This is a genomic window from Niabella ginsenosidivorans, assembly GCF_001654455.1.
GTDB classification, from domain to species: Bacteria; Bacteroidota; Bacteroidia; order Chitinophagales; family Chitinophagaceae; genus Niabella; species Niabella ginsenosidivorans.
On record NZ_CP015772.1, the window covers coordinates 4066803 to 4092774 of the forward strand.

Consider the following 25972-nt stretch of genomic DNA (forward strand, 5'->3'; position numbering starts at 1 on the left):
AAAAAAACAGGAAAAATAATAAAAGTAATAACAGGCATATTGTTGCTTTGGGGTAAGGGCGCTACTGCAGCTCCACTCCTTTTAGCACCGCAACACGGTAAATGGTGTAAATAAGTTTATTTACAGATATGGCAAAGGCCGGCAAATCCTTGCCGGGCAGCTCGTCTGCCACGGATTCATTACTTATAGCATTTACCGTAAATGCGGCAATCAGCAGCTTCCATTTACGCAGCGGTGCATCCGCAAAAAATTGTTGCAGGTACAACTGCGGCTGCCGGTACTCTGCCGCAGTAAGCGGCATGGGCAGTTCCTTTACCCCTGGTAATGTGTGGCACTGCTTCTTTGTACTGTTATTACCTTTTTTATACAGCAACCAGGCCACTTCTACCAGCATCTCCAGCTCCCGGCCATAGTCAAGGGCCTGGGCTGGGCTGCCCTCCTTCCAGGCATAAGTATTGGTTAGAGCCGCAGTGCAGAACTTTTCCAGGAAAAGCGCCTGCTCCTGCGGTGGCGAAAAATCAAACAGATCCGGCAGCACGGTAAGCGGGTCTATGGCAGCGGGGTGGCGCCGGTACTTCAGCGCCAGCGCGTTTAAAAAGCAATACGCGTGGTGTTTGGGTGTTTTTGACATGGATATTGTTTTTTAAGTACAAATATGTTTTAATCGTCATGTTGAGCGCAGTGTAACGCAGCCGAAGCGTCTCTGTAATCATGAGGCCCTTCCGCTCCGCTTCGCTGCGGTGACGGAAAGAATACCTGTTATTGCCTCAGCCCGCCGGGCGCCGGGGTTTCTGAAACCACTTTTTAAACCAGGAGCGCTGGTGTTTTTCCCGCCACAGCACATAGGCATCAATCATATCATCATCATGACGGGGAAATAACAGGCCCACGGCATCCATTTCTTTAAATACCTGGCGGATCTGCTCCTCCGTATAGTATTGCTGGCCATAGCCATGGGCAATAAAGTATTCCATAAGATGCTGCCGGGCGGCCTCCCGGCTTTGCCGGTTAGCGCTTTCACAGCCCAGGTTGCTCATAAAATCCAGCAACAGGGTTTCCGGTGTTACTTCCATCAGCCGGCACAGCAGCAAGAACGGGTTGGGAAGTATAAAATGAAACTGCGCCAACCGCTTATAGGGACCGGCCTGCCATTTCATATCCGGTGCGGGATCGGTTTTGGTGGTGGGTTTTGTTTTTTTCATGAGATTATTTTTTAAACGGGGTGTTATCTTCAGTTAAAGCATAGCTATCCGGTAATTACCGGGACAGTGGGGACGGGTGCGACCTTCCGTGGTTCGGCAAGCCCACTGTGACAAATTAATAGTATTATAAAAAAACATATTGTCATGCTGAGCCTGTCCGACCGGAACGGGCGGGCCTGACGAAGCCTGCCCGTTCCGTTCAGGCGGGCATGATTCTATTATTACGGCGGCATAGCCCCGGGGAAGGCGGTAACAATGGTGCCCGCGGCATCCGTAATTACGGTAATAGAGCTCACAGGCAGGCCGCGGCTGTTATACCCAATGGTAATGCCCGCATCATATACGTGGCAGCGGTTGCCGGCATGGGCCTGTCCGCCGGGTGCTGCGGGTTGCCGGCAGGCATCCCTTATACAGGCCACAATTTGCGGTATGGGCAGGGTAAACTTGCTGGCCAGCGAAGCTTGTGCGCCCACCGGCGGGTGGCATGGCGGTTTGTAATAATGGCGTTCCAGTATATGGGCCAGCGCCTTTACGCTCAGGTACCCGCTTTTGCGCAGCAGCTTTTTACGGTGCTTTACGGGCAGCTGGTAAATCAACCCTTCCTGCAATTGTTGCAGCCAGCTTTGGATGTCTGCCAGCAAAAAGAGCAGGAGCAGCCATTCCTCCTCGTTAAAAATGGTGTTCTGTACAGGTGTAGTAACGGCGTTCATAACGGTGGTTTTAGCAAAATTTCGGAAACCGGCCACCCAACGCATAAAGAAGCGCGGGTTGGTCCTTACCGGCTTTGAAGGGCTACGACACCCCCGACTCCAAATAAGAACGCCCACGCTATATGGTGAGCGTTTACCTTATTTTTCCGGAGTCGTTGAAAGGTCGTAGTTTTCAAAACCAGATCAATAAAGCAAACACTTATGTGCTCGCAAAATAACTTAAAGCTTATGTATCATCAAAAAGCATAAAATTTATTTGATTTCATAGTCCAAATATAAACAAAAATGTATTTAAAATCACAAAAATTAAAAATTTGTGCATGATTTTTTTTTCTGGAATGTTAAGTGCCTGCTTTTTTGTTAGTTAGTAATGTAAATACTGCCCATGGCCATGCAAAAAAAACGCTATAACCGGATAAAAATAGTGCTGTTAGAAAATGAAAAGTCAAATATATGGCTTGCTGAAGAATTGAGCGTAAGCAGGACGACTGTTTCTAAATGGTGCACTAACGACAACCAACCTACGGTTGAAACATTATTTAAAATTGCGGAGGTGCTGGGGGTGAATGTGTGTGAGCTATTGGTGACGGGGAAGAAAAATTAATTATGGCAGAAAAACGAATACTTAACCGGATCAAAAGCGTACTGGCTGATAAGGATAAAACGAATTTGTGGCTTGCCGAACAATTGGGAAAAAATAAAAATACTATCTCAAAATGGTGCACCAACGATCAGCAGCCTACGCTGGAAACCTTGTTTGATATTGCTGCACTTTTGAAAGTGGATGTACGTGAGCTATTGGTAAGTACGAAAAAATAAGTGCCAGCTTTTTTGTTAATTAGTAATGTAAATACTGCCCATGGCCACACAAAAGAGACGTTTCAACCGAATAAAGATTGTCCTTATTGAAAAGGAAAAATCAAACATCTGGCTTGCAGAACAGGTAGGTGTTAGTAAAGCTGCTGTTTCTAAATGGTGCACCAATGATAATCAGCCTACAGTTGAAACCTTATTTAAGATTGCAGAAGTACTGGATGTGGAGGTTTGTGAGTTGCTGGTGACGGGGAAGAAATGATCCCATTGAATGAAGCACTATTGTAAAGCGATTAGTTTTTAAATGAGGGTATGCAGATGAATGCCGGTATTTTCGTTAAGCAACATTTATTTTAAGCAGCCAGCACAAAGTTAGCAGCGCTAAAAGGAACACCATAACCAATACTAAGATGGTAATACTTTTCCTTGTTGGGTTGTTGGCTTCCAACTTAATTCCCCAAAAACTGATTTTTATATTTTCTTCTTTTGCCATTAAGGCAAAGGTAATTTGCCTTATTCGTCTAAAAAATAGCAAGAAGTGACTATAGCTGTTTATCGAGCCATGAAATTATCTTTCGATTTGAAGTTAAATAGGAGGTAGGCCCAGTTCTTTCAAAAATTCATTATGCTTATCCGTACTGCTTTTGATACGTTCATTAATGGCTGCTAATTTTATATTTACGGCTTTCAGATCAATTTGCACTTCATCAACGGAGGTGCTCACATATCTTGAGATGTTCAAATTGTAAGCATTCTTTTCAATTTCTTCCATTGAAACCCTCCGGGCGTATCTTTCAATATGGTCCGGCCGGAACTGATAGGTTTCTACAATGTTGTTGATATGCTCCGGTTCTAAAGAGTTTTGCCGTTTCCCAGGCTTATATTGTTCCGACGCATTGATGAATAAAACATCATCTTGCTTTTTGCATTTTTTCAACACCAAAATACAAACGGGAATACCTGTAGAGTAAAACAGGTTAGAAGGCAACCCGATAACCGTATCAATATGATTATCTTTTAGCAATTTGGTGCGGATACGTTCTTCTGCACCACCACGGAATAAAACGCCGTGCGGCAGTATGATGGCCATTGTTCCATCATCTTTTAAAAAATGAAACCCGTGTAGCAAAAAGGAAAAATCAGCAGCTGATTTTGGCGCTAAGCCATAACTTTTGAAACGAAAATCTTCGGCCAAAGTATCATTGGGTTCCCAACGCAGGCTAAAAGGAGGATTGGCAACAATGGCGTCAAATTCCGTTTTTTTTGCAGGATTCATTTCATTGAGCAGCTCCCATTGATTCAACAAGGTGTCTCCGTGGAATATCTCAAACTCAGTATCCTTCATGCCGTGCAACAGCATATTCATCCGTGCAAGGTTATACGTAGTGATGTTTTTTTCCTGCCCGTAAAGTTTACCGATAGTACCGCTCTCTTCTTTTAATTTGGTTCTTACATTCAGCAGCAAAGACCCCGAACCACAGGCAAAATCCAGCACTTTATCCAGTTTCGATTTAGGGCCTGTTGTAGGATCCTGGGAGTCTAAAATAACAATCCGGGAAAGAATGGTTGAAATTTGCTGCGGCGTATAAAATTCTCCGGCCTTTTTGCCGGAGCCTGCTGCAAATTTTCCAATCAAATATTCATAGGCATCGCCAAGCGTATCGGTATCTGTAGAAAAATCGGCAATGCCTGTAGCTATTTTAGTGATTATCTTACAAAGTGTATCATTCTTATCTTCATACGTTTTACCAAGTTTTTCAGAGTTCAGGTTGATTTCAGAAAATAAGCCTCTAAAAGAACTTTCGAACGATTCGTTTTCTATATGACGAAAACCTTTGTCCAGCGTTTTTAATAAATCTGGGTGTTGTGTACGAGCCAGTTCTGTAATATTGCTCCACAAGTATTTTGGTTGAATAACATAATGCACCTTTTTGCGCATTTGCCCTTCAAACTCCTCAATATCTTCCTTATTATTCCTGTACCAAAGTTGCAGGGGGGCGGAACAATAAAATCTGCCCTCTTTTCCTTGGACGGGCTCTTAGGATAATCCTTTCCCAATTCTTTTTTTGCCGCTTCCTCGTAATTAAAGGACAGGTACCGAAGGAATAGAAACGAAAGCATATAATCACGGAAGTCATCCGCATTCATGGCTCCTCTTAAATCATTGGCTATGTCCCAAAGTGTATCACCTAACTTTTTATATTGTTCTTTTTGTGTCATGCTGATGCTGTTTCTGCTGGGGTTTCTTCGTTAAATATCTGGGGGAAATAAAATTCATACTTTCCCAGAAAACCATTTAAAATCCGTTTAAAAAGTGCTTTATTATCATCACCCATTTCTACCGGGTCAAATATGGAATATTTTCCATGGCTAAATAGTTGTAATGCCCGTTCAAAAAGTACTTCGTCTTCCAGGCCGTTAATACATTTATCAATTTTATCGTAGCCAAAAAAGGTGGCCGTTTTTTCTAAAATACTTCTCAAAGAATTAAAGTGATACGTATAAATTGTATCTGATTCCGCTACTTTCTTTAGTTCGCTTAATGTAGCAATATGATGAAAAAAGGGGGTATCATTAGTATCTTGCAAAGCATACCCTTCGGCCCCTCTATTATGCAGAAAGTAACGTTTGTTTTTTACCTTTCTGCCAAATTCATTGTAGAGCACATTGAAAAACAGGCTATGATGTGTTGAAATTACCGTTTTAATATCGTTGCCCTCTGCCGTCAGCAGGTTACATAAATCGCAGGCCACAGCAATGGCATTGTTTTCATCCAAAGAGGATATGGGATCATCTATATAAATATATTTTACCCAACTATAGGCAGGATCTTTGTCGATGGCTAACTGGCAAATAGCCAGGAAAAAACACCAGATAAACAGCGTTTCCTCGCCCCTGGATATTTTAATATTTTCTACCGTTTGCTCCTGGCCATCAACAATGATGCTTCTGGAAAAAGCCACTGTAGATGCATTATAATCAATATCAAATTTTAAATCCACATAGTTATTGAAAAAGGATTCAATTTTTGCATCTAAATCCAGCTCATGCAGTCCTCTAAAAAATTTAGAATCTGAGTTTAACTGGATAAACCGGGTGGTATTATTTTCCAAATCATTATTCCAGGAAAACAAGTCTTCGGTAAAGGCATTAAAGTATAATGTGTCGGAGACCATTTCGGTAGTGCCCAATACCGCCCCATCTTTATCGGAAATAAGCGCACCGCTGCCATCTGAAATTAGTGTTATATTTTCCTTTTTGCCCAATTCCTTAAACTCCATAGAAAGCCTGGTTTTTCCCGCACCATTATGTGCAAAGAACAACACCAAATCTTTTAATGGTCGATGGTCTCCCGTTAAATCCTTCCGGAAATGCTGAGCTACTTCAGCCAGGGTTGCAAAATGGGTTATGGTATTCATACACTAATCATTCATTTTTGGAAACAAACCCTGCATTAATCCTTTTTTGTGCAACTTCAATTGTTCTATTTTCTCTGCCTGTGCAGTAATGAGCTCATCTAATGCGGAAAGACAAGAAGCAATTTTTTGTTGCTCTTTTATAGATGGATATACAATTGGCATTTTGGCAAGAGAACCAGCATTGACGTTTTTCTGTCCCCCCCCAATCTTTGTAGAATTAAAAAATACCTGACCAGTTTCAGAATTTATATAATAGCATAGGAAAGTTGAATTTATGATTTCTGACTTAGGCCGAGTAATTAGTGTTGTGAAACTTTGAGAACCTTCATGTTTTTCAGGAACGACACATGTCGTACCTGGGTATCCTGTTCTTGCAGTTAATAAATCACCAGCCTTCAGCCTTTTATTTTTATGTTCCTTTTCATAATCCCTATCAATAAAAATGATATCCTTGTCATCAAGATATCCTTCTTTTATATTCTGATTTCTAAATAAAATAATTCCGGACTTTCTATAAGCATGTGTAGCAGCACTTGCGATACCAACCATAATTTTGCTGGAAATATTTTCCAAAACTGTTTCCTCCCATTGTCCATCTTTCTCAAACTCCTTAAATCGATACTTCGGCGCTTTCTCGCCTCCCTGTGGAAAAAGATTTTGCATCAATCCTTTTTTGTGGTCTTTAAGCAACTCCAACTTTTGGCTATGAGCTATAATCACTTCATCTAAAGACGAAAGACAGGAAGCAATTTTTTGTTGTTCGGTTATTGAAGGAAATGAAAGCTTTAATTTTTGATACTCAGAAATATAATAACGCTTGTGCTCTTTCGCATTAAACTTAATTTGAGAAATAAGTTCGTATATAAATCTTAAATCATCTTTGTTTTTGGGTCTTAATATTTTAATTGCAGACGACTTGACTTTAAAAGGAAAGTCAACAAATTTGCTATCAACAGTAAAATCATCAAAAATTATTGCTGGTAAATTCTTATAAATGTCAAAATCTTCATTCGTATAACCTAAAATGAAACTCTTGTTCGCTGTTAATACAGGGATTCCTTCGCTATGATAATTCGTGTCAGATACAATATAATTGTCTGGTCTTTCATACTCTAAAACATCTTCCAATATTTTTTCTTGCCATTTCCCTTCATTCACAAACTCAGGAAAACGCAATTCAGGTATTAACCCTTCGGCTTTGCTCCGGATAAATTTTTTATTCTTGCTCATTGTCTCCCTCTGTTGCATTTATTTCGTTCAATACCAAGGTTTGCAGTTCCTCTTTGGGCAATAACAATTGGTATTCGGCCACGCCAATGGGTTTATTAATATCCTGCAGGGCTATCTCTACATCTAAATGATCTTTATCGGCGCAGAGGATAATGCCAACGGACGGGTTTTCATTTTCGCCTTTTTCCAATTTATCCAATAAAGAAAGATAGAGGTTCATTTTTCCTACATATTCTGCTTTAAAGCTGCCAATTTTCAATTCAATGGCCACCAACGACTGTAACCCCCTGTGGAAGAAAAGCATATCTACAAAGTATTCTTTGCCGTTATATTCCAGCCGGTATTGATTGCCGATAAATGAAAAACCTTTGCCTAATTCCAGCACAAAGGATTTAATTTTTTCTACCAATCGTTTTTCTAACTCCAATTCTTTAATGTGTTCGGTTATTCCTAAGAAACCAAGATTGTAAGCGTCTTTAAAGACTTCGTTGGCATAATCGGCATCAATGCCGGGAAGCGTTTCTCTAAAATTGTGCGACTTGATTTGCTTTTGGAAGTTGGCATAACTGTCCATTTTTATGGCGTTGAGCAATATGTCCCTGCTCCAACCTTTGGTTACGGCTTCATTGGCGTAATATGCAACGGCCTCAAGCGACTGCACTTTGTTGATTAGCAGCAGATTATGCCCCCATGGTAAAACTGCTACGGCCTGTAGCAGTTTTTGATCTGCCAGATAGTAACGCTCATAAAACAGTTTCATATTCCACAAGTTGCGTGGCGATAAGCCCATATCAGGAAATTCATTTTTGAGGTCAACGGATAGTTGTTTTACAACACCACTGCCGTAGCCTTCTTCTAACTGTTTTTCAAAAAGTAATTTTCCTAAATTCCAATACACGGAGTTTGCGGTACTATTTACCTGCTTTGCAATCAGCGTTCGGGCAACACGGATTTCTGCGACAGCTTGCCGCAGTATTTCACTGTAATCTGAATCATTTATATTGATTTGAGGCTTATTACCCATTTCTTTATTTATTATTCATAAGCCGCTAACCCACTTATCTCTCTGCCCTGGGCTAATTTTTTTAATTGGGGTACCAGGTCTTCCATCAATGCCAGTTCTTTTATCCTGCGTTCTTTCCAGCTCAATTCCAAAGGTTCTAACAGGTCGGTGAGTTTTTCACCGTCAAAAATCATCCGGCTCATTATTTTTTCTACAAAGCTTTTCAGGGCTGCCGTTTGCAAACCGTTTTTGTGCGCAATGGCAGCCAGCTCTTTGTTGTATTTGTCGTCTTTAAAAGCATTGAACATTGCTTTTAGTTCATCTGCACTATACCCTTTTGTCCAATCCAGGCCATTAATGAACTCCGTTAAATCTTCCTGCTCGTCCATCAGGTTCGCATCGGAACTAATTAAACGGATCACCTGCGCTTTCGTCATTTGCTGCTTAGCCGGCTTCTTCTGCGTATTGTCGGCTATCAGGTTCATAATGTAATCGTAATCAATTATGGCTGAAGCAAAAAGTACAAACTCAAAATCCAGCTGCTGCACTTCCGCCGGTGCCTGTTCGCCTTCCTGTTGTTGAATTTGCTGCAGCTGCTTCGCCGTTTCCAGGTAAGAGCTTCTAAAGGAACGCAGCATTGCCTCGGGCAATATAGCTTCTATTTTAGCCTGCTGCTCCTCATCCAGATCCGTATATTGATCCAGCTGGGTTTTCAAACGCTGTACTTCTTTAAAGCGTTTGATAAAGTGAATGCGGGCAGTATCACCCTTCAGGTTATAAACAGCTTCCGGCTCACAAAGCAAATTACTGTCTTGCATAAATAAGTCCAATGCTGCCACCGCTTTTTCAAACTTTTCAATTACCACAGGCGCCGGATCCACCATCCAAATTTCCCGGGCCTTACCGGGATCTTCGCCGGAGAACATGGTAATAGCTCCATCCACCGCATCTTTTTGATGTCGGAAATCCAGGATGTTACCATAGGGCTTGGTGTCATTCAGTACACGATTAGTGCGGGAAAAAGCCTGTATTAACCCATGATGCTTCAGGTTTTTATCTACATACAGCGTATTCAGGTATTTGGAATCAAAACCAGTAAGCAGCATATCCACCACAATTAAAATATCAATCTTATTTTTATGTGGATAGTCGGTATTGCTGTATTGATGGTCCTTGATGCGTTTTTGCACGTCCTGGTAATATAAATCAAATTCATTGATGGAGTGGTTGGTGCCATACTGCTTGTTGTATTCAGCAATAATGCTCTTTAACGCTTCTTTTTTCTCATCAGGATTTTGTTTATTATCTTCCTTTTCCTGTTCCAGGTCCTCCTGCAACTGCTTTATATCGGCGGCATTTTTACCATCCTTATCCAGTGCCTGAACGGGTGGCGAGAATACACAGGCTATATTGAGTGGAGCATACTCCTTGTTTTCCTGCTGCTTCTTTTTTTGAACCTCCTTAAAGAGTTTATAATATTCAATGGCATTATTGATAGAAGCGGTTGCCAGAATTGCATTGAACTTGCGGAAATTGGTGGCGGCATTGTGTTTATCAATAACGGCCTCAACCACGGCCTGCTGCGTAATAGCCTCACCGGATTTTGCATTCACTTTACCTTCTCCCTTAAAGTAATCAACATGAAAACGCAATACATTCCTGTCATCTATTGCATGCGTAATGGTATATGCGTGTAACAGTTTTTCAAAAACATCTTGAGTGGTTTTATAAAAACCAGATTCGCCCTCCCTTTGCGTATAAATAGCGTTATCATCAAAGATCGGTGTACCGGTAAAACCAAAAAGCTGTGCGTTAGGAAAAAACTCCTTAATAGCATCATGGTTATCGCCAAACTGGGAACGATGGCATTCGTCAAAAATGAAAACGATCCGGCTATCCTTCAAAGGTTCCAACCGCTCCTTATAGGTTTCTTTGCCTTCTTTTTCTTTTTTCTTGTTGCGTTTGCTGTTTTCATCTAATGCCAAACCCAATTTTTGAATGGTGGTAACAATCACTTTATCGGCATAGTCGGTAGATAGCAGGCGCCTTACCAATGTTTCTGTATTGGTATTTTCCTCTACACTGCCTTCCTGGAACCGGTTAAACTCTTCACGGGTTTGCCGGTCGAGGTCTTTACGATCTACTACGAACAAACACTTTTCAATATCAGGATTGTCTTTTAAAAGTGTTGAAGCTTTGAATGAGGTTAATGTTTTACCACTTCCCGTTGTATGCCAGATATAGCCATTGCCACGGTTTTGGTGAATGCAATCTACAATAGCTTTAACTGCGTAAATTTGGTAGGGACGCATTACCAGCAGCCGTTGCTCGCTTTCTACCAACACCATATACTTGCTGATCATTTCGCCCAAAGTGCATTTAGATAAAAATTTATCAGCAAATGAATCCAGATGAGAGATTTTATTGTTTTTCTCATCCGCCAATTTGTACACCGGTAAAAATTGCTCATCTGCATTAAAACTGAAATGCTGGTTTTTATTATTAGCGAAATAGTAGGTATTGGTTTGATTACTTACAATAAACAACTGCATAAAGCAGAGGAGTGAATTGGTATAACCATTGCCTGGGTCATTTTTGTAGCTCACAATCTGCTGCATTGCTTTACGCGGGCTTATGTCTAAACCCTTTACTTCTATTTGAACAACAGGAATACCGTTAATCAAAATAATTACATCATACCGGTGGTTGCTGTTCTCCGTATTAACGCGCAATTGGTTGATAACCTCAAACTCATTCTTACACCAGTCCTTAATATTTACCAGCGTATAATACAGGGGTGTGCCGTCCTCCCGTTGGAAATAATTACGTTCCCGTAATAATTTAGAAGCAGCGAAGACATCCGGATTTATAATTTCATCTCGCAAACGAGCAAACTCAGCATTTGTAAGCCGTACCCGATTGAGCGATTCAAATTTTTCACGAAAATTAATTTCCAGGGCATTACGATCCCGGATGTCTCCACGATAGGTGTACTTTAAATCTGTTAGCTTTTTAATTAAATCTTCTTCTATTTGTTGCTCTTTTACCATAGAAAACACTGTTACAAAATCCTTGGAGGGCAATTATAAACAATAATGCTATAAAACTACTGAATATTTAGCCATCATAAAAATAGTATGCTAAGCGCTAATAAACCAATCCTATATTGAGGCGCTTCAGCATGCGCATCAAGACCGATGCTATAAGCACTGAGCCGGGCAATGCCCCCCATCCCCGCTTTTAACAACACCTTACCAGCAATAATTAGTTATTTATAGTAGCTTTAAAAACCAGCCGGTTGTTGAATAAAGCGCCCTGATGGCCACTATTGAACCTGTAAAATACAGGCAATAAAGAGCCTGCCCTCAAGCCTTTAAACAGCCCGGGCCCTGAAACCAGTTTTAAAACCTTTAAAAACAATCAAAGCAATGACCACTGCAATACCCCTTTACCAGCATACCCGGCAACAACTATTGTAAAAAATGTGTGAACAAAAAAATGGTGAACAGCGCGTTTGTTTACAAAAATTTTGTTCACAAAATGTGAACGGCTTCTGTGTGAATTTTAAAAAAGTTTACATCCTTGTTGTTTACACATGTATAAAAAATAAATTGGAAAACTGCTTTTAACCTATAAGAAATATGAAAACGATCAGGACCCAATTGCAACTGACCCAGCGTGAGCTGGCGGCCCTGCTGGGCATATCTGCCAGCATTATTTGTATGTATGAAAAGGGGCAACGCAACCTGCCGGCCAAAGCCCTGAAGCTGGCACAACTGCAGTTACAGCTGCAGCAAACACCGCTGCAAAAGACGGCAAAACTGCATGCCCGCCAGCAGGCGCACCTGCTAAAGGTGGAAAAAGTGCTGAACGCACATGCCCGCAAGGCGGCAGCGGATGCGCTGTGCATTAGTTTATTGCTTAGCAAAATGCAGGAGCGCTATAACCTGCTGTGCCGGAAACTGGCTTTTATACAGGAGCTGATGCAGGAGGCTACGCCTGCCACGCGGCAAATGAGCCTGCTGCAAAACATGGAGCTGGATGTGCAGGCGGCTATGGACCACTGCGGCCCTGCGCGCCAGCAGGTGGCCGCATATAAGCTGGCTACCTTAAAGGCCCGGCAGCAGGCTGCTTTGCAAACGCAGTATTTTGTAAAGCAAACCCTGCGGGGATGAAAAACAGGATCATGCCCGCCGAACGGGCCCGAAGTTTCGGGAGGGCAGGCTTCATCAGCAGTTCGACAAGCTGTTAATAACAGGTGATGCAGGTTGTTGAAAATGAATCCCATAAAAGGAACGTCATTCTGACCGAATGGAACGCAGGGAATGAGCGGAGGAATCTCCTCAATTTGGGAGACCTTTCGGCTACGCTTCGCTTCGCTCCTTTAGGTGACGGCAAAAAATAATTTGTCACGATTATTAATGCCTCACCATGACAAAGCAATACACTGTTAAATAATAGTAAATACAACGCCTGCCTGTTGCAGCACAGAAGCGGGATTACGAGGTTTGGGGTATTATTTAACCTTGTAAAACTTAAAGAAAATGCCTAACTATTCTGTAGACCAACTGACCACAGTTGCGGACTGCGATGCGGTGCTGAGCATTGCCACCAAAGAACAAAAAGACCTGGAATGGAAAAAGCTTTCCATTGAACGGCAAAAGGAAATGTACTCCGAAAATGCCGTGGAAATTACCACGGAGCTGGCGGCCAAAGAAGCGGAACTAACGGCGCTGGACGCCGTAATTGCCGGCCTGCCGGAGGGCGACCTGAAGGAGGAGAACATTAAAAAAAGAAAGCGCACGGAGTACAGCATTTTTTTGCTGACCGACCGTAAGGCGAATTACGGCGCCGTGGCCCTGCTGGACAAAGAGTACGACCTGCAACAGGTGCTGCGCCAGCTGGAGGAAACGGCTGTTTTTATTGCGGAAGTGGAAGCCCGCAAGGCGGCCGTTCCGCAACAGTGAGCGGTTCTGTAAAACCTGTTTTGAAGCCGCAGCGCATTAAACGGAACCTTTCTTTTACCCTCGTCATTCCGACTGCTTCTTTCCCTCGTCATTCCGAGCGCAGCCGAGAACAATTTCACCGAAGGTAAATCTCTGACTTATAAAGAGACCGCTCCCTGTCTACCGGACAGGCCGGCGCTCTCCCGCTCCTGGCGGGATCGGTGCCAATGACAAGATATGTAATGCACTATATTTCAACTAATTTCAAGTTGTGTTTTGTAGCCAGTTTCAATAAATACTGTTGCTCGCGTTGCTTTAATTGCTGTTCATATTTAGCAGCTCCTTGTTCTAAATAAGCTGTCCCTTTAGTCAGTAAGTTATAAAATGCAATAGCAATTTTTCTGGCTCCTGCTTTTATTGCAATTGCGGGACCTTTCCTGGTGCGTATTCTGCGTATAAATGTTCCAATGGCTATAGGTTTGCTATTGAGCAGCGATTGTGCGATCTCCCTGAATATCTGGCCCACTCTGGAACTGTTTTTCATTTTTGCTTTCCTGCTGCGGCTGCCGCTTTGGTTATGACCAGGGGAAAGCCCGCACCAGCTTACATAATGCTTTTCCGTAGGAAATCTACTCAGATCGGTACCTGTTTCTCCCAGCAGCTTCAACATAGAATAGTTGGTTACTCCCGGCAGACAGCCCGCATCTACACCGTATATATTGAGCAATTTTTGATTTAAATCCTTAATCATTGGCTTATGATGGCGTACGGGCTTCTCCTTATGTACCGGCGCTACAAATGAACTACCTTGCTCCAGAAAAGAAAGCAACACTTCCATACGCTGATCTACTATGAGTATTTGCTGCTCATGAATTTTCCAAAGCTTGAGGTTCTGTTCCAACAAGAACAGCCAGCTTTCATTGTAGTTGCCTTCTAAGGCCATCAATACCTCGTCTGCCTTTTTATCTTTTATACTTTTGTGACACAGGCTTAATAATACCTTTCCGTCCCTTTCCCCTCTAAGGATCGCCTCTATCATACGGATACCACTGACACCAGTAATCTGAGAAATAACCTCCGTCAATTTGATGTTCATCAACTCTAATGCCTTCTGCATTTTATTTACATAACTGCTGCCCATACTGATAATATCTTCCCGCTCCCGCATTAGCATCCGGAGTTCTTTCAATCTACCGGCCGGTATATAGCTTTGCCGTACCAATCCTGCACTAAACATTTTCTGCATCCAACAGGCATCCGCAACATCTGTCTTCCGACCTTTTACCTGCTTTACCTCTTTGGGATTTACCAGGCATACACAGAAACCGGCTTGCTCCAGCAGCTCATGCAGCGCAATCCAGTAGACGCCTGTAGCCTCCATACATACAGTTTTCACCTGCTGGCTCCTAAGATCTTCAATACACTTACGATAGCTAAACGTAAAAGTATCGTAACTTTTAACCGTAATCCCATCACAGGAAACGAAGATTCTCTTTGAGCCGATATCAATAGCGGCTGCACACGCATTGTGTTGTTCAAAACTGACTAAATTTGACATAACTACTTTTTTAAGTATTAATTAAAAAAAGCAGGTTACAGCTCAAAGAGGTTCAATAAAAAAGCAATGTGCCAAACGGGAATGCTGCTGCAAACAGTATCACCAAACATTAATGCACCATTCTTTGAAGCAAGTGTCGACAGGAGGTACAAAACACTAATCGATACGACGGCTACGCTGCTGTAACCTGCTTCTTTCAAAGATACCACTTGTCATTACTCATTAATTTTGATCCCTAATTAACAAGTCGAGATGACGAATGGGGAGTACGGCTCCGCTACGGTCGAGGTGACGAACAAAGAGTGGTCGGGGTGACGAACAAAAGCCGTTTGGGATAATGAATGGAAATGAAGGAGCGCTGCCCGGTTTGTATGCACAGGCCATTATTCCATTCTTAAACTCTTTACGGGGTTGGCCACTGATGCCTTTATTGCCTGGTAGCCCACGGTAAGCCATGCAATCACTTCGGCAATTAAAATGGTTAATAAAAACAGCCCCATGCCCAAATGGACCCGGTATGCAAAATTTTGCAGCCACCGGTGCATTAAGTAATAGGCTATTGGGCTGGCAATTAAAAATGCGATGCCGATGAGCAGCGTAAATTCTTTTGAGAACAGATAAAGGATGCTGCCTGCGGATGCGCCCAATACCTTACGGATGCCTACTTCTTTGGTACGCTGCACGGCCATAAAGGAAACAAAGCCATACAGGCCCAGGCAGGAAATAAATATGGCAATGCCCGCAAATATTTTGAACAATTGGGAGAGCTGGTGCTCCTGCCTGTAAAAGCCGGCAATCTTCTCATCCAGGAACTGGTATTCGTAAATAAAATCGGGGTAGGTCTTGTTCCAAAGCCGTTCTATTGCCGCCAGTGTTTGCTTCATCTGTTGCGGTTGTATTTTTATATTGAACAGCCGGAAGAACATGCTGTTTGAACTAAGCACTATTGGTTTCATTTCCTCCTTCAGCGAATAGCCGTTAAAATCTTTTACCACCCCCACAACCGGGGCATTTATTTTTCCATCCCAAAAACTTATTTTTTTACCAATGATGCCTTCGGGATTTGTAAACCCTAATTTTTTTGCCATCATTTCATTGACCACAAACCCGTTTACGGTATCGGCGGGGTTATAGGGTCTGCCCGCGATGAACGCAATATTATAGGTTGTAAAATAATTGGCATCGGCCCATTTCAAGTCGGCTTTGAACCCTGCTTTTTTTGCGGCGTTATCGAATATGAAATCATCGTCCCAACCTGCCTGATCCATAGGGCTGAACCCGCTGAGACTCAGATCTTTTATCCCGGTCTGTTGCTGCAGTTGCATTTTTAATGCATCCAACTTAGAGCGGGCCGTGTCATTAGCTGTCGGCACTGTAATGATGGCCTCTTTGTCAAAACCCACATCCGCATTTTGAAAAAAATTCATCTGGTGCACCACCACTAATGTGCCAATGATCAAAATTTGTGCAATGGCAAACTGAAAAACAACCAGCGCCTTCCTCATAGAAAAACCACCCGCCGTTTTGCCGGTAAATTTATTTTTAAGAACGGCAATGGGATTAAAGCCCGACAAAACAATGGCGGGATAAAAGCCGGATAATAAGGTAACACCCATAATGAGGCTGCATAAAAAGACCATTAAAGAATAACCGAACTGTATCTTTACGGATGTTTGTAACAAATGGTTCAGCAACGGCAATGCAATAAAGGCTACCCCTACAGCTATAATAACAGAAGCCAGCGTAATGAGGAAGGTTTCACTTAAGAACTGGATGATCAGCTGCATTTTGCTGCTGCCCAAAACTTTTCGGATGCCTACTTCTTTTGAACGGTTTACGGCCTGTGCCGTAGCCAGGTTGATAAAGTTAATGCAGGCAATAATTAACAGGAACAAACTTATTAAGCTTAACGCGGTGATTAGTTCTTTACTGAAGGTTTTGCCGCTAAAAGTTCCAAACGCGCGCTCATAGTGTATATTGTGTAACGGTTGTAATATATAACCCTGGTTTGCATATTCGGCCGGCGTGTACTTTTTCACTAAAGCCTTGAGATCGCTTTCCAGCTGCTCTGCCGGCATGTTTTCGGGAAGCACCACGAAGGTGTTCAAAGATCCGTCCTGGGCGATCCAGTCCTTTGAAATATCTTCCTGTACCGAGGATTTAAAAGAAAACACTACCTGCAGCGGAAAGTCGGTATTGACTGGTGTATTTTGCAGGATACCGGTTACCTTGAAAATATTGTCATTATACTTAATCAGGTTACCGATGGCGGTATGCCAGTTTCCAAAATATTTTTCTGCGATCTGCCGTGTCAGCACAACGGTATTGATTTCCGCTAAAGCTGTTTTTGGATCGCCCGCCAGGAAGGGAAAATTGAATATGCTGAAGAATTCGGGTTCGGCGTAAAACACCTGTTCTTTAAATTTTTTTTGTGGTGTATGGGCTTTATCATTTATTATGGTGATCTGCTGATCGTTCCGCGCATAGATGCGGGCAACCTGTTCCAGCTGCGGATAATCTGCCCGCAGTGCTTCTGCTACGGGAAGGGCACTCCCCTGCGAATAACTCATTCCCTCCGGTGTTTTGTTTGCGGCTACTACCCTGTAAATGCGTTCTTTGTTTTTATGAAAATTATCAAACCCGGTTTCATATTGAATTAATAAGAACACAAGCAGGCAGGCGGCAATGCCTACGGCTAACCCAACGGTATTAATAGCCATATAAGTTTTATGACTGCGTAAATTTTGCCATGCGGTTTTTAAGTAGCTTTTTAACATAACGGGCGTGCTGTTAAGAGTTGAGCAAGAACAATTATGCTTAAAGGTTTCAATAAAAATGCCATTTTTTTATTCATCTGAAAAGCAATGGAATGCAAATATGCAGAAAGTAAAAATGTACGCTTTTGATACAGTGGTTGTTCATTTACAAGACAAGGCCGTTGCTTATAATGAACCGGGATCATTCTGATCTCGCTTCCGGTCAGTGCAGAAAGACCGGCGTAGCCATAGTTTGTATCCGCACAAACCACTTAAGACAGTAGTAATACGGAAGTGACATTAACCAGACCGAAAAGTACCCCGAAGACGCAATACTTTTTTGTTGGTCTGTAATGAATTTCACATATGTATTATATCCCGCTGTTCCGAACCTTCGGAACGCAGACTTCTGTTATTGGCGGAAGCGCTGATGGGCGGTTGCCGGTGCTGTTCCCCGCCTCGCCGGCAGGCAGGTGTGATTGCTGTAGGGAGTATCCAGTGACCTCTTTCTTTTGGCCCTTGCGTATAATTAAGCTGCGGTAGTTGCCGCAAAACACCTGTTTATTGCTGCGAATGAATATTTACAAAATCAATTTATTGCCGCATTTTTGTAATAAGAATAAAACTTACTAAAATGGCCCCTCATCAAAAATTAAAATTCAGCACTACATTGCTGCAATCCGGTAAAACAGCCACGGGTATAAAAATTCCGGATCAGCTTATTGAAAAACTAAATGCAGGTAAAAAACCAGCCGTTAAAGTTACCATCAATGGGTTTACTTACCGGAGCACCGTGGCGGTAATGGGTGGCGCCTTTATGGTGGGAGTAAGCGCAGAGAACCGTGCAGGTGCCAAAGTAAACGGAGGTGATCTGATTGATGTGGCAATTGAGCTGGATACGGAACCCCGTGAAGTGGAAATACCGGTTGAGTTTAAAAAAGCACTGGACAAAAATGCAAAAGCAAAAAAAGTATTTGAAACATTGTCCAACAGCAGGAAAAAGGCACTTACATTGCCTGTTGCTAATGCAAAAGCCGCGGAAACCAAACAAAGAAATATTACCAAAGCGATCGACGTTTTAACGGGAGCCGGTAAATAAGGTTACAAACATACAAGGAAGGAAATGAAGCCGGATCCGATAGCTATCGGATCCGACCAAAGTGAAACGAAGTGCCTGCCGGCCGGTAGGCGGGGAGGAATCTCAATTACCGCGTGGAGACGGCTCCGCTTCGGTCGGAGTGACGAACAAAAATTGGTGCCAATGACAAGATATGTAATGCACTATATTTCAACTAATTTCAAGTTGTGTTTTGTAGCCAGTTTCAATAAATACTGTTGCTCGCGTTGCTTTAATTGCTGTTCATATTTAGCAGCTCCTTGTTCTAAATAAGCTGTCCCTTTAGTCAGTAAGTTATAAAATGCAATAGCAATTTTTCTGGCTCCTGCTTTTATTGCAATTGCGGGACCTTTCCTGGTGCGTATTCTGCGTATAAATGTTCCAATGGCTATAGGTTTGCTATTGAGCAGCGATTGTGCGATCTCCCTGAATATCTGGCCCACTCTGGAACTGTTTTTCATTTTTGCTTTCCTGCTGCGGCTGCCGCTTTGGTTATGACCAGGGGAAAGCCCGCACCAGCTTACATAATGCTTTTCCGTAGGAAATCTACTCAGATCGGTACCTGTTTCTCCCAGCAGCTTCAACATAGAATAGTTGGTTACTCCCGGCAGACAGCCCGCATCTACACCGTATATATTGAGCAATTTTTGATTTAAATCCTTAATCATTGGCTTATGATGGCGTACGGGCTTCTCCTTATGTACCGGCGCTACAAATGAACTACCTTGCTCCAGAAAAGAAAGCAACACTTCCATACGCTGATCTACTATGAGTATTTGCTGCTCATGAATTTTCCAAAGCTTGAGGTTCTGTTCCAACAAGAACAGCCAGCTTTCATTGTAGTTGCCTTCTAAGGCCATCAATACCTCGTCTGCCTTTTTATCTTTTATACTTTTGTGACACAGGCTTAATAATACCTTTCCGTCCCTTTCCCCTCTAAGGATCGCCTCTATCATACGGATACCACTGACACCAGTAATCTGAGAAATAACCTCCGTCAATTTGATGTTCATCAACTCTAATGCCTTCTGCATTTTATTTACATAACTGCTGCCCATACTGATAATATCTTCCCGCTCCCGCATTAGCATCCGGAGTTCTTTCAATCTACCGGCCGGTATATAGCTTTGCCGTACCAATCCTGCACTAAACATTTTCTGCATCCAACAGGCATCCGCAACATCTGTCTTCCGACCTTTTACCTGCTTTACCTCTTTGGGATTTACCAGGCATACACAGAAACCGGCTTGCTCCAGCAGCTCATGCAGCGCAATCCAGTAGACGCCTGTAGCCTCCATACATACAGTTTTCACCTGCTGGCTCCTAAGATCTTCAATACACTTACGATAGCTAAACGTAAAAGTATCGTAACTTTTAACCGTAATCCCATCACAGGAAACGAAGATTCTCTTTGAGCCGATATCAATAGCGGCTGCACACGCATTGTGTTGTTCAAAACTGACTAAATTTGACATAACTACTTTTTTAAGTATTAATTAAAAAAAGCAGGTTACAGCTCAAAGAGGTTCAATAAAAAAGCAATGTGCCAAACGGGAATGCTGCTGCAAACAGTATCACCAAACATTAATGCACCATTCTTTGAAGCAAGTGTCGACAGGAGGTACAAAACACTAATCGATACGACGGCTACGCTGCTGTAACCTGCTTCTTTCAAAGATACCACTTGTCATTACTCATTAATTTTGATCCCTAATTAACAAGTCGAGACGACAAATGAGAAAGCACCGTCATTGCGACCAGACAGCACAATCACAACAGAAAGGCCCACCTTCGGACGTTTTAAAATAAAAAAGCGGGCCTTCACTGCCGTGGTTTGTGTCCGCACAAACTATCCAGAGCTGTGGGCATCTTAATAAAAATGAAACCGGTGCGATATTAGTAGCTGTTTTCAAGTCCCAAACAAAAGCGGGCCCTTTAAAAAAGCCCGCCTGATTTATAGAAAGCACAGCCGTGTTAAAGTTACCCGGGGTCTTTTTGTGTTTCAACAGCATTTTGCACATCGGTGCTCAGCCTGGAAAGCAGGTTGTACCCGGTTGCGGTTTCAATATCCCGCACCGTGGTAATGTATTGCTTCCAGTCGGAGCTTACCGTGCTGGTGTTGGGCGTGTTTACGGCCAGCACCCTGGTATTGGCAGTTACCCTTGAAAGGTCATCATTCCCGTTATCCAGGAACACCACCACCTTCCATACATTGGTGGGCACTGTAATGTGACCATTGTCTATAGTGCCGGCATTGCCATAGCTGCCCATGATCACATAGGCTTCCTTACCCGCTGCCACCTGGGTACGGATGTATTGCTCCAGGTTGTTCCAGGTTTGCTGGTTGTTTTGCGGCGTTTGCGGGATCATATTGGTCATTAAAAACGTTGCAGAGTTAGCTTCCTCACTGCTGGTACGGTCTGCACTGGGGCAGTTATGCCCGCGGTCGTAACCGGAGCCCATATAAGAGCTGGATTGTACTTTATACCAGCCGTTGTACAGGCCTGCCCAGGCGGCAAAATTATCCTGCCGGTCTGCCACACCGGTCGTATTGGTATTATCCAGGTGCCAGGCTACCCAGTTGGGCGTAGCCCTGGAGCTGGAGTAGGATTCGATGTAATAATACTGATTAATGAGGTAATTATCGGCCAGGGTCAGCACCGAATCTGCATTGGAGGGATTGCCAAACAGCAGGTTGGAATTATCGCCTGTAGCCGGTGGTGCATCCGGCCCCGGTGTTACATACCGACCGGCTGCGGGCACGGTAGTATCTCCGCCACCGCCCGGAAGCGTATCCGTCGGATCTCTGAAGCCGGGGTTATTGGAAGCCCCGGAAAAAATAATATTATCAATATTAACACGGGTGGTACCGGTTTTTATGATACGCACCTGCACCGGCTGGGTGCCGGTAATCAAAAAACTATCCAGCTGAAAAGTTTTGCTGCTTACTGTAACCGGGTTGCCTACGTTGGTAAAGGTTTGCCCATCCGCACTGGTTTGAAAGTTCCAGGTAGAAGGGCCATCGTTTCCATAAGTAGCTGAAAGCACATATACTTTCTGTAGGCCGGTAATTTTGAAATTGGTGGTAATGCTTCCGTTCCGTAACCGTACAGACCAGGTACTGTCCCTGGTATCGGCAGCCGTGTTGCCAATAAGGGCATCATTAAAGGACCAGGAACCTGTCCGCAGTTCCACATCCGCAAGCGCATAGGCAGCTTTACGGCCTGATTCAAAACTTTCAATAACAGTGTAGCTGCTGTCCTTATCCGTTGGGGGCACATCTATAGGCGGGTATTTGGTACAGCTGTAGGCGGCTACCAGCAGGAGCAGCGCCAGGAGATAATTTATTTGTTTCATAATAAAGGAGGGGTTTTATGATTCTATGGAGGTTGTTTTTACACCTGCAACCGTCTGGTCCGGCAATGTGCCCAGGATGTAAACGGGCACCTGTACGCCGGCTTCTATCCGGTACACCTGCAGGCTTGTAAGTTGTGTAGTTAAAAATGCAAAAAGGGCTTTTATTTTTTGCAGGTTGGCGGCAATGGGCGCATCACCAGGGTCTGCGCCGCGCTCAATTTTGGCAAGGAACTGTTGCGCATCAATGGTTTTTACCTGTGCTGCCTGCGCACCGGAACGCGCTGCAATAGCAGCGGGCAGGGCAGCGCCCTTCAGTACCCCCAGGTTTTGGGGCTCAAACGGGTATTCTGATTCACTTATAAAAAGAACACCTTGTGTATGCTCCTGCAATCGGGCTAAAAAATCAGCTGTATTCATAGGGCTAAAGTAAGCAAATAGCCGCCCTCAGGTACATGTTAACAGAAATATAATAGGAGAACGATTACTGCTGCAACAACCTGCCAAACAGACCGGCGAATGATAATAGCCCGACAACAATTTTATTAAAACGGGTAGCAAATGGTTTGTGCCATAGCCGTTAACTTAGCATAAAGGGCACGTTCCTGCGGGTTGCCTCAGGGGCAATTTTTTTCCTCATATCTTTGATTTTTGTTTTTTAGAGCCATCAGTATGCTAAAACCCCGGTCCTTTTATACATGAAACAAAAAACCGCTTCCATGAACAGGCATCAGATTTTCAGCCCCGTCAGCAGCATTTTCTCCGGTCATTGGTGGCACCTTCTCCACCACATTTTTAATATTTCGGTGCGCTGCACCTTTTGAGGATGTGGTTGTTTGCTGCTACGACTATCTGGCTGCTCTGCAGCGATGTGTATGGTAACCGGTGCAGCGCACCGGGAATGTATATAGCATCCATCGAAAACCATCACAGAGCCGCAGCGCGGCGTAATATCAATTTCCGTTGTTCCGGATTATCCGCCGGTATTCTGTTGCTGCCAGTTTTTGAAGAAAATCTCTGTCTTCACACGATAGCCTTTATACAAGCGGCCGGCAAATTTGATGAGCGCTTCCTCTACCCCTTAAATTTGACGGCTATGGTGCAGATACAAACCAAAGCAATGTAGATGGGCATCGTTATTGCTGCATCACCAGCCAAAGCGCTGTTTACAATAACACGGATTGGTGCATTTGTGATATTGAAGGAGCCGGGCTGCTCCCGCTAAATAATGCCCTGCTTTGCCGCTGCTGCAATCAGCTCCGCCACATTCTTAACCTGTAATTTCTGCAGCAGGTTTTTACGATGATTCTCTACCGTAAACTTGCTCAGGTATAGTGTTTTGGCTATTTGCGGTGTGGTGCTTCCGGTAGCGATCATTTGCAGAATTTCTTTTTCCCGCGCTGTAAGGGAAACGGGCTGTGGAGCGGATGTTTGCGGCTCTGTAACGGAAAGGATCCTGTGTACTTCCCCGCTAAAGGCAAGCCGGCCGGCCAGCGCATCATGCATACAATGAATAATTTCCTCCGCCGCGGCGCTTTTCAATATATAACCGCTGGCGCCGTTCTGAAGCATTTTAAGAATAGCGCCCCGCTCATTATAATTACTAAACGCCAGCACGATGGTTTGGGGGGCAAGAGCTTTTATTTCCCGGCACAGCTCCATACCATTACCATCCGGCAGGGCTACATCCAGCAAAACAATATTTACAAACTGCTGTTGTAAAAACTGCAAAAGACCTCCGGCAGTTGCAAAGCTGCCGGCCACCGCAAAACTCTTTTCTTTGTTTAGCAGTTTTACCAGCCCTTCCAGTACAACAGGATGGTCATCTACTATAGCAATGGTTTGTTTAGCTGCTGACATCTAACTGAATATTTATTGAGGTGCCTGATCCGCCCGGCAGGTTCATTACATCAATACTGCCGTTTAAATACGCTACGCGGGTCTGTATATTCTTCCAGCCAATGCCGCCGGTATTTTCCGGCAGCGGATGGGTAAAGCCTTTACCATCATCTTCAATAGTGATCAGCAAGGTAGTTGCCTGCTGAACGCACTGGAGCAAAACATGGCGCGCGCCCGCATGTTTTATTGCATTGGTGAGCAACTCCTGTACAATGCGGTACACGGTTACCTGCTTTTGCGGGGGAATAGCAGGCTGAATATTGGCACAATGGCATTGAATACTGAGGTCCGGAGTTTGTAACAACAGGCAGAGGTCTTTGAGCGACGTTTCCAGCCCCAGTTTCAGCAGCATTTCCGGCATCATATTGCGCGATATTTGCCGCAGCTCCTGTATGGAGCTGCCAAGCTGATCCGTTGCTTTCATTAACGCCGTTTTTACCGCTGTTGCCGGCTGCTCATCTGCTACAGCCGCCAGGTTGATCTTTACGCCGGAAAGCATGCTTCCAAGACCATCGTGCAGGTCCCGTGCAATGCGGGAGCGCTCCTCTTCCTGTGCTGTCACCATAGCCTGGGCAATTTTTATTGCTTCTTTTTGAGCCAGCGTTCTTTTAGTGTTGCGGTAAAATAAATATCCCAGCACAAGGGTAATAAATAAAAAGGCGGTACTAAGCCCCAGCATGGCATTCCACAACCTGCTGTTCCTGGCATCCAGCGTGGCTTTGATGTTGGCGGCGTTTAGTGCTGTGATCTTTTTTTGATTTTCCGCATTTCTGAATTTTACTTCGAGGGCGCTCACCTTAGCCTCCAGGTTGCTTTTAGCAAGACTGTCACTCAACGCACTGTATTTTCGCAGCCACAAATAAGCATTGCCGGAATCTTTTAATTGCGCATAGGTTAAGGCCAGGGCATTGTAAATTAAAATCCGGTTGGCAAATATATCTACAAACGGTTTGCTCCTGGTAAGCTGCAAGCCTACATCTGTTGCTTTTTTAAATTCATTTTTATTATAAAGGGCATAAAATTTTTGTAATAATAACCGTTGCCCCGGATACACCCTTTTCAATTTCCCGGCCAGCAGGATGCCTTTGTTTGCCGCAGCCAGGGAACTGTCAAACTGCTCCGCCACGGTCAGTTGCATGCTCCTGCCTGCGTAATAATCCAGCCATGCCGGATCATCCGGGTAAGGCTGTAACAGGTTGTACATTTTTTGAAGCAGCTGCTCCGCCGGCTTTGGCTCCAGGGATAGGGAGTAACTTTCAGACAGTGTATGGTAGGCCGATGCAAGGCAGGGAAAGGAGTTGCCGGTTTTTTCCAGTAAAGTAATTGCCTGCTTTAAATATTCTATGGCCTTTGGAAAATTCTGCAGGTTTTTAAAGGCAATGCCTACATCTGTATAAAGCTTGCCCAGGTATAAACTGTCGCCGGCGCGCTGCGCCAGGGGGATGGCATTATTTAATAAGGTATTCAGGTAAGTTTCCGGATCATCCTTATTAAGATGAAACAATTTGGCGTATTCCCGCCAGCATTTTGACCGGTAAGCTAATGATTCGTTGGAGGTATCCGCTTCCAGCTTTTTTTCGGTTGTATAAAACAGCTGTATGGCAGCGTCTGGCAGGCGGTTACTGATCTCCCGCGCCTTATAGTAGCCGGCAACCGTATGCACAAAAGGGTCATTGCTGCTTAGCTTTTCTCCCAACTTCAGGTATTTGCCCGCTTTTACACTGTCGGCATCCAGCCATTTATCAAACAGGTAAAAGCAGGCCATGGCCTTTGCTTCAGGCTTACCAGGGGCATTAATAATATGCTCCAGGCTGTCTGTATAGCGCTGGCCATAAAACTCCTGCGTAAAGCTACACAGGGGTATCAGGCCCATCAATAAGCCAAGTAGCGTTTTCATTTATGATTACAAGATCAGTAATAAACGTAAAGTAAGAAAACTATTTTTAAAAATAGCTGAAAACAGCT

The 25972-nt window shown here is 43.7% G+C and carries 22 protein-coding genes; 6 read left to right on the forward strand and 16 right to left on the reverse strand.

Features of this window, described 5'->3' with window-relative positions; genetic code table 11:
• Positions 1 to 61 precede the first annotated feature (61 nt).
• From A8C56_RS17175 to A8C56_RS17185, 3 genes are all read right to left on the reverse strand, one after another.
• Positions 62 to 631 carry a hypothetical protein gene (locus A8C56_RS17175; protein WP_067758739.1) on the reverse strand — a complete coding sequence of 190 codons (570 nt, stop codon included), beginning with the start codon at positions 629 to 631 and terminating at the stop codon, positions 62 to 64.
• Between the two features lie 136 nt (positions 632 to 767).
• Positions 768 to 1202 (reverse strand): hypothetical protein, encoded by a 435-nt coding sequence (locus A8C56_RS17180; RefSeq protein ID WP_067758742.1) that lies wholly within the window; start codon positions 1200 to 1202, stop codon positions 768 to 770.
• 221 nt (positions 1203 to 1423) lie between these two features.
• Positions 1424 to 1912, reverse strand: a complete 489-nt coding sequence (locus A8C56_RS17185; RefSeq protein ID WP_157098023.1) for a hypothetical protein — start codon at positions 1910 to 1912, stop codon at positions 1424 to 1426.
• Positions 1913 to 2297: 385 nt separating this feature from the next.
• Here A8C56_RS17185 and A8C56_RS17190 point away from each other — a divergent pair, with 385 nt between their 5' ends.
• The 3 genes from A8C56_RS17190 to A8C56_RS17200 are packed head-to-tail and all read left to right on the forward strand — an operon-like array spanning position 2298 to position 2987.
• Positions 2298 to 2516: a helix-turn-helix transcriptional regulator gene (locus A8C56_RS17190; protein ID WP_245645553.1), complete on the forward strand. Its 219-nt coding sequence runs from the start codon at positions 2298 to 2300 to the stop codon at positions 2514 to 2516.
• 2 nt (positions 2517 to 2518) lie between these two features.
• The gene (locus tag A8C56_RS17195) at positions 2519 to 2731 is read left to right on the forward strand and encodes a helix-turn-helix transcriptional regulator (RefSeq protein WP_067758746.1); all 213 of its coding nucleotides are present in this window, start codon (positions 2519 to 2521) and stop codon (positions 2729 to 2731) included.
• 40 nt (positions 2732 to 2771) lie between these two features.
• Positions 2772 to 2987, forward strand: a complete 216-nt coding sequence (locus A8C56_RS17200) for a helix-turn-helix transcriptional regulator (RefSeq protein ID WP_067758748.1) — start codon at positions 2772 to 2774, stop codon at positions 2985 to 2987.
• Between the two features lie 324 nt (positions 2988 to 3311).
• Here the strand turns inward: A8C56_RS17200 and A8C56_RS17205 are convergent, their stop codons facing one another.
• The 6 genes from A8C56_RS17205 to A8C56_RS17225 are packed head-to-tail and all read right to left on the reverse strand — an operon-like array spanning position 3312 to position 11427.
• Complete coding sequence (locus A8C56_RS17205; protein ID WP_218917197.1) at positions 3312 to 4625, reverse strand: type I restriction-modification system subunit M; 1314 nt, start codon at positions 4623 to 4625, stop codon at positions 3312 to 3314.
• Positions 4574 to 4945 carry a type I restriction-modification system subunit M N-terminal domain-containing protein gene (locus A8C56_RS24875; protein WP_218917198.1) on the reverse strand — a complete coding sequence of 124 codons (372 nt, stop codon included), beginning with the start codon at positions 4943 to 4945 and terminating at the stop codon, positions 4574 to 4576. The genes A8C56_RS17205 and A8C56_RS24875 overlap by 52 nt, the downstream gene beginning before the upstream one ends.
• Complete coding sequence (locus A8C56_RS17210; RefSeq protein WP_067758750.1) at positions 4942 to 6144, reverse strand: AAA family ATPase; 1203 nt, start codon at positions 6142 to 6144, stop codon at positions 4942 to 4944. The genes A8C56_RS24875 and A8C56_RS17210 overlap by 4 nt, the downstream gene beginning before the upstream one ends.
• Before the next feature lie 3 nt (positions 6145 to 6147).
• Positions 6148 to 7374 (reverse strand): restriction endonuclease subunit S, encoded by a 1227-nt coding sequence (locus tag A8C56_RS17215; protein WP_169818792.1) that lies wholly within the window; start codon positions 7372 to 7374, stop codon positions 6148 to 6150.
• Positions 7361 to 8398, reverse strand: a complete 1038-nt coding sequence (locus A8C56_RS17220; protein ID WP_067758757.1) for a PDDEXK nuclease domain-containing protein — start codon at positions 8396 to 8398, stop codon at positions 7361 to 7363. The genes A8C56_RS17215 and A8C56_RS17220 overlap by 14 nt, the downstream gene beginning before the upstream one ends.
• A gap of 11 nt (positions 8399 to 8409) precedes the next feature.
• Positions 8410 to 11427, reverse strand: coding sequence for a type I restriction endonuclease subunit R (locus tag A8C56_RS17225; RefSeq protein WP_067762204.1), 3018 nt, complete (start codon positions 11425 to 11427; stop codon positions 8410 to 8412).
• Between the two features lie 591 nt (positions 11428 to 12018).
• Here A8C56_RS17225 and A8C56_RS17230 point away from each other — a divergent pair.
• Positions 12019 to 12552: a helix-turn-helix domain-containing protein gene (locus A8C56_RS17230; protein ID WP_067758759.1), complete on the forward strand. Its 534-nt coding sequence runs from the start codon at positions 12019 to 12021 to the stop codon at positions 12550 to 12552.
• Positions 12553 to 12921: 369 nt separating this feature from the next.
• Positions 12922 to 13344: a hypothetical protein gene (locus tag A8C56_RS17235; RefSeq protein ID WP_067758761.1), complete on the forward strand. Its 423-nt coding sequence runs from the start codon at positions 12922 to 12924 to the stop codon at positions 13342 to 13344.
• Between the two features lie 226 nt (positions 13345 to 13570).
• On the opposite strand, the gene A8C56_RS17240 is transcribed toward A8C56_RS17235, so the two are convergent.
• Both A8C56_RS17240 and A8C56_RS17245 read right to left on the reverse strand, forming a co-directional pair.
• Positions 13571 to 14881 carry an IS110 family RNA-guided transposase gene (locus tag A8C56_RS17240; protein ID WP_071609346.1) on the reverse strand — a complete coding sequence of 437 codons (1311 nt, stop codon included), beginning with the start codon at positions 14879 to 14881 and terminating at the stop codon, positions 13571 to 13573.
• Between the two features lie 383 nt (positions 14882 to 15264).
• The gene (locus tag A8C56_RS17245) at positions 15265 to 17601 is read right to left on the reverse strand and encodes an ABC transporter permease (RefSeq protein WP_245645557.1); all 2337 of its coding nucleotides are present in this window, start codon (positions 17599 to 17601) and stop codon (positions 15265 to 15267) included.
• Positions 17602 to 18271: 670 nt separating this feature from the next.
• Here A8C56_RS17245 and A8C56_RS17255 point away from each other — a divergent pair.
• A complete protein-coding gene (locus tag A8C56_RS17255; protein ID WP_067758771.1) occupies positions 18272 to 18736 on the forward strand; it encodes a YdeI/OmpD-associated family protein in 465 nt (154 codons plus the stop codon).
• Between the two features lie 182 nt (positions 18737 to 18918).
• Here A8C56_RS17255 and A8C56_RS17260 read toward each other — a convergent pair whose 3' ends face one another.
• The 5 genes from A8C56_RS17260 to A8C56_RS17285 form a co-directional block, all read right to left on the reverse strand.
• On the reverse strand, positions 18919 to 20229 hold the full coding sequence (locus tag A8C56_RS17260; RefSeq protein ID WP_071609346.1) for an IS110 family RNA-guided transposase: 1311 nt from the start codon (positions 20227 to 20229) through the stop codon (positions 18919 to 18921).
• Positions 20230 to 20734: 505 nt separating this feature from the next.
• Positions 20735 to 22111: a DNA/RNA non-specific endonuclease gene (locus tag A8C56_RS17265; protein WP_067758775.1), complete on the reverse strand. Its 1377-nt coding sequence runs from the start codon at positions 22109 to 22111 to the stop codon at positions 20735 to 20737.
• A gap of 15 nt (positions 22112 to 22126) precedes the next feature.
• Positions 22127 to 22528 (reverse strand): nuclease A inhibitor family protein, encoded by a 402-nt coding sequence (locus A8C56_RS17270; protein WP_067758776.1) that lies wholly within the window; start codon positions 22526 to 22528, stop codon positions 22127 to 22129.
• An 801-nt stretch (positions 22529 to 23329) separates the two neighbouring features.
• The gene (locus A8C56_RS17280; RefSeq protein ID WP_067758780.1) at positions 23330 to 23968 is read right to left on the reverse strand and encodes a response regulator transcription factor; all 639 of its coding nucleotides are present in this window, start codon (positions 23966 to 23968) and stop codon (positions 23330 to 23332) included.
• Positions 23955 to 25904, reverse strand: a complete 1950-nt coding sequence (locus tag A8C56_RS17285; RefSeq protein WP_084490256.1) for a tetratricopeptide repeat-containing sensor histidine kinase — start codon at positions 25902 to 25904, stop codon at positions 23955 to 23957. Before A8C56_RS17285 ends, A8C56_RS17280 begins: the two co-directional genes overlap by 14 nt.
• Positions 25905 to 25972 lie beyond the last annotated feature (68 nt).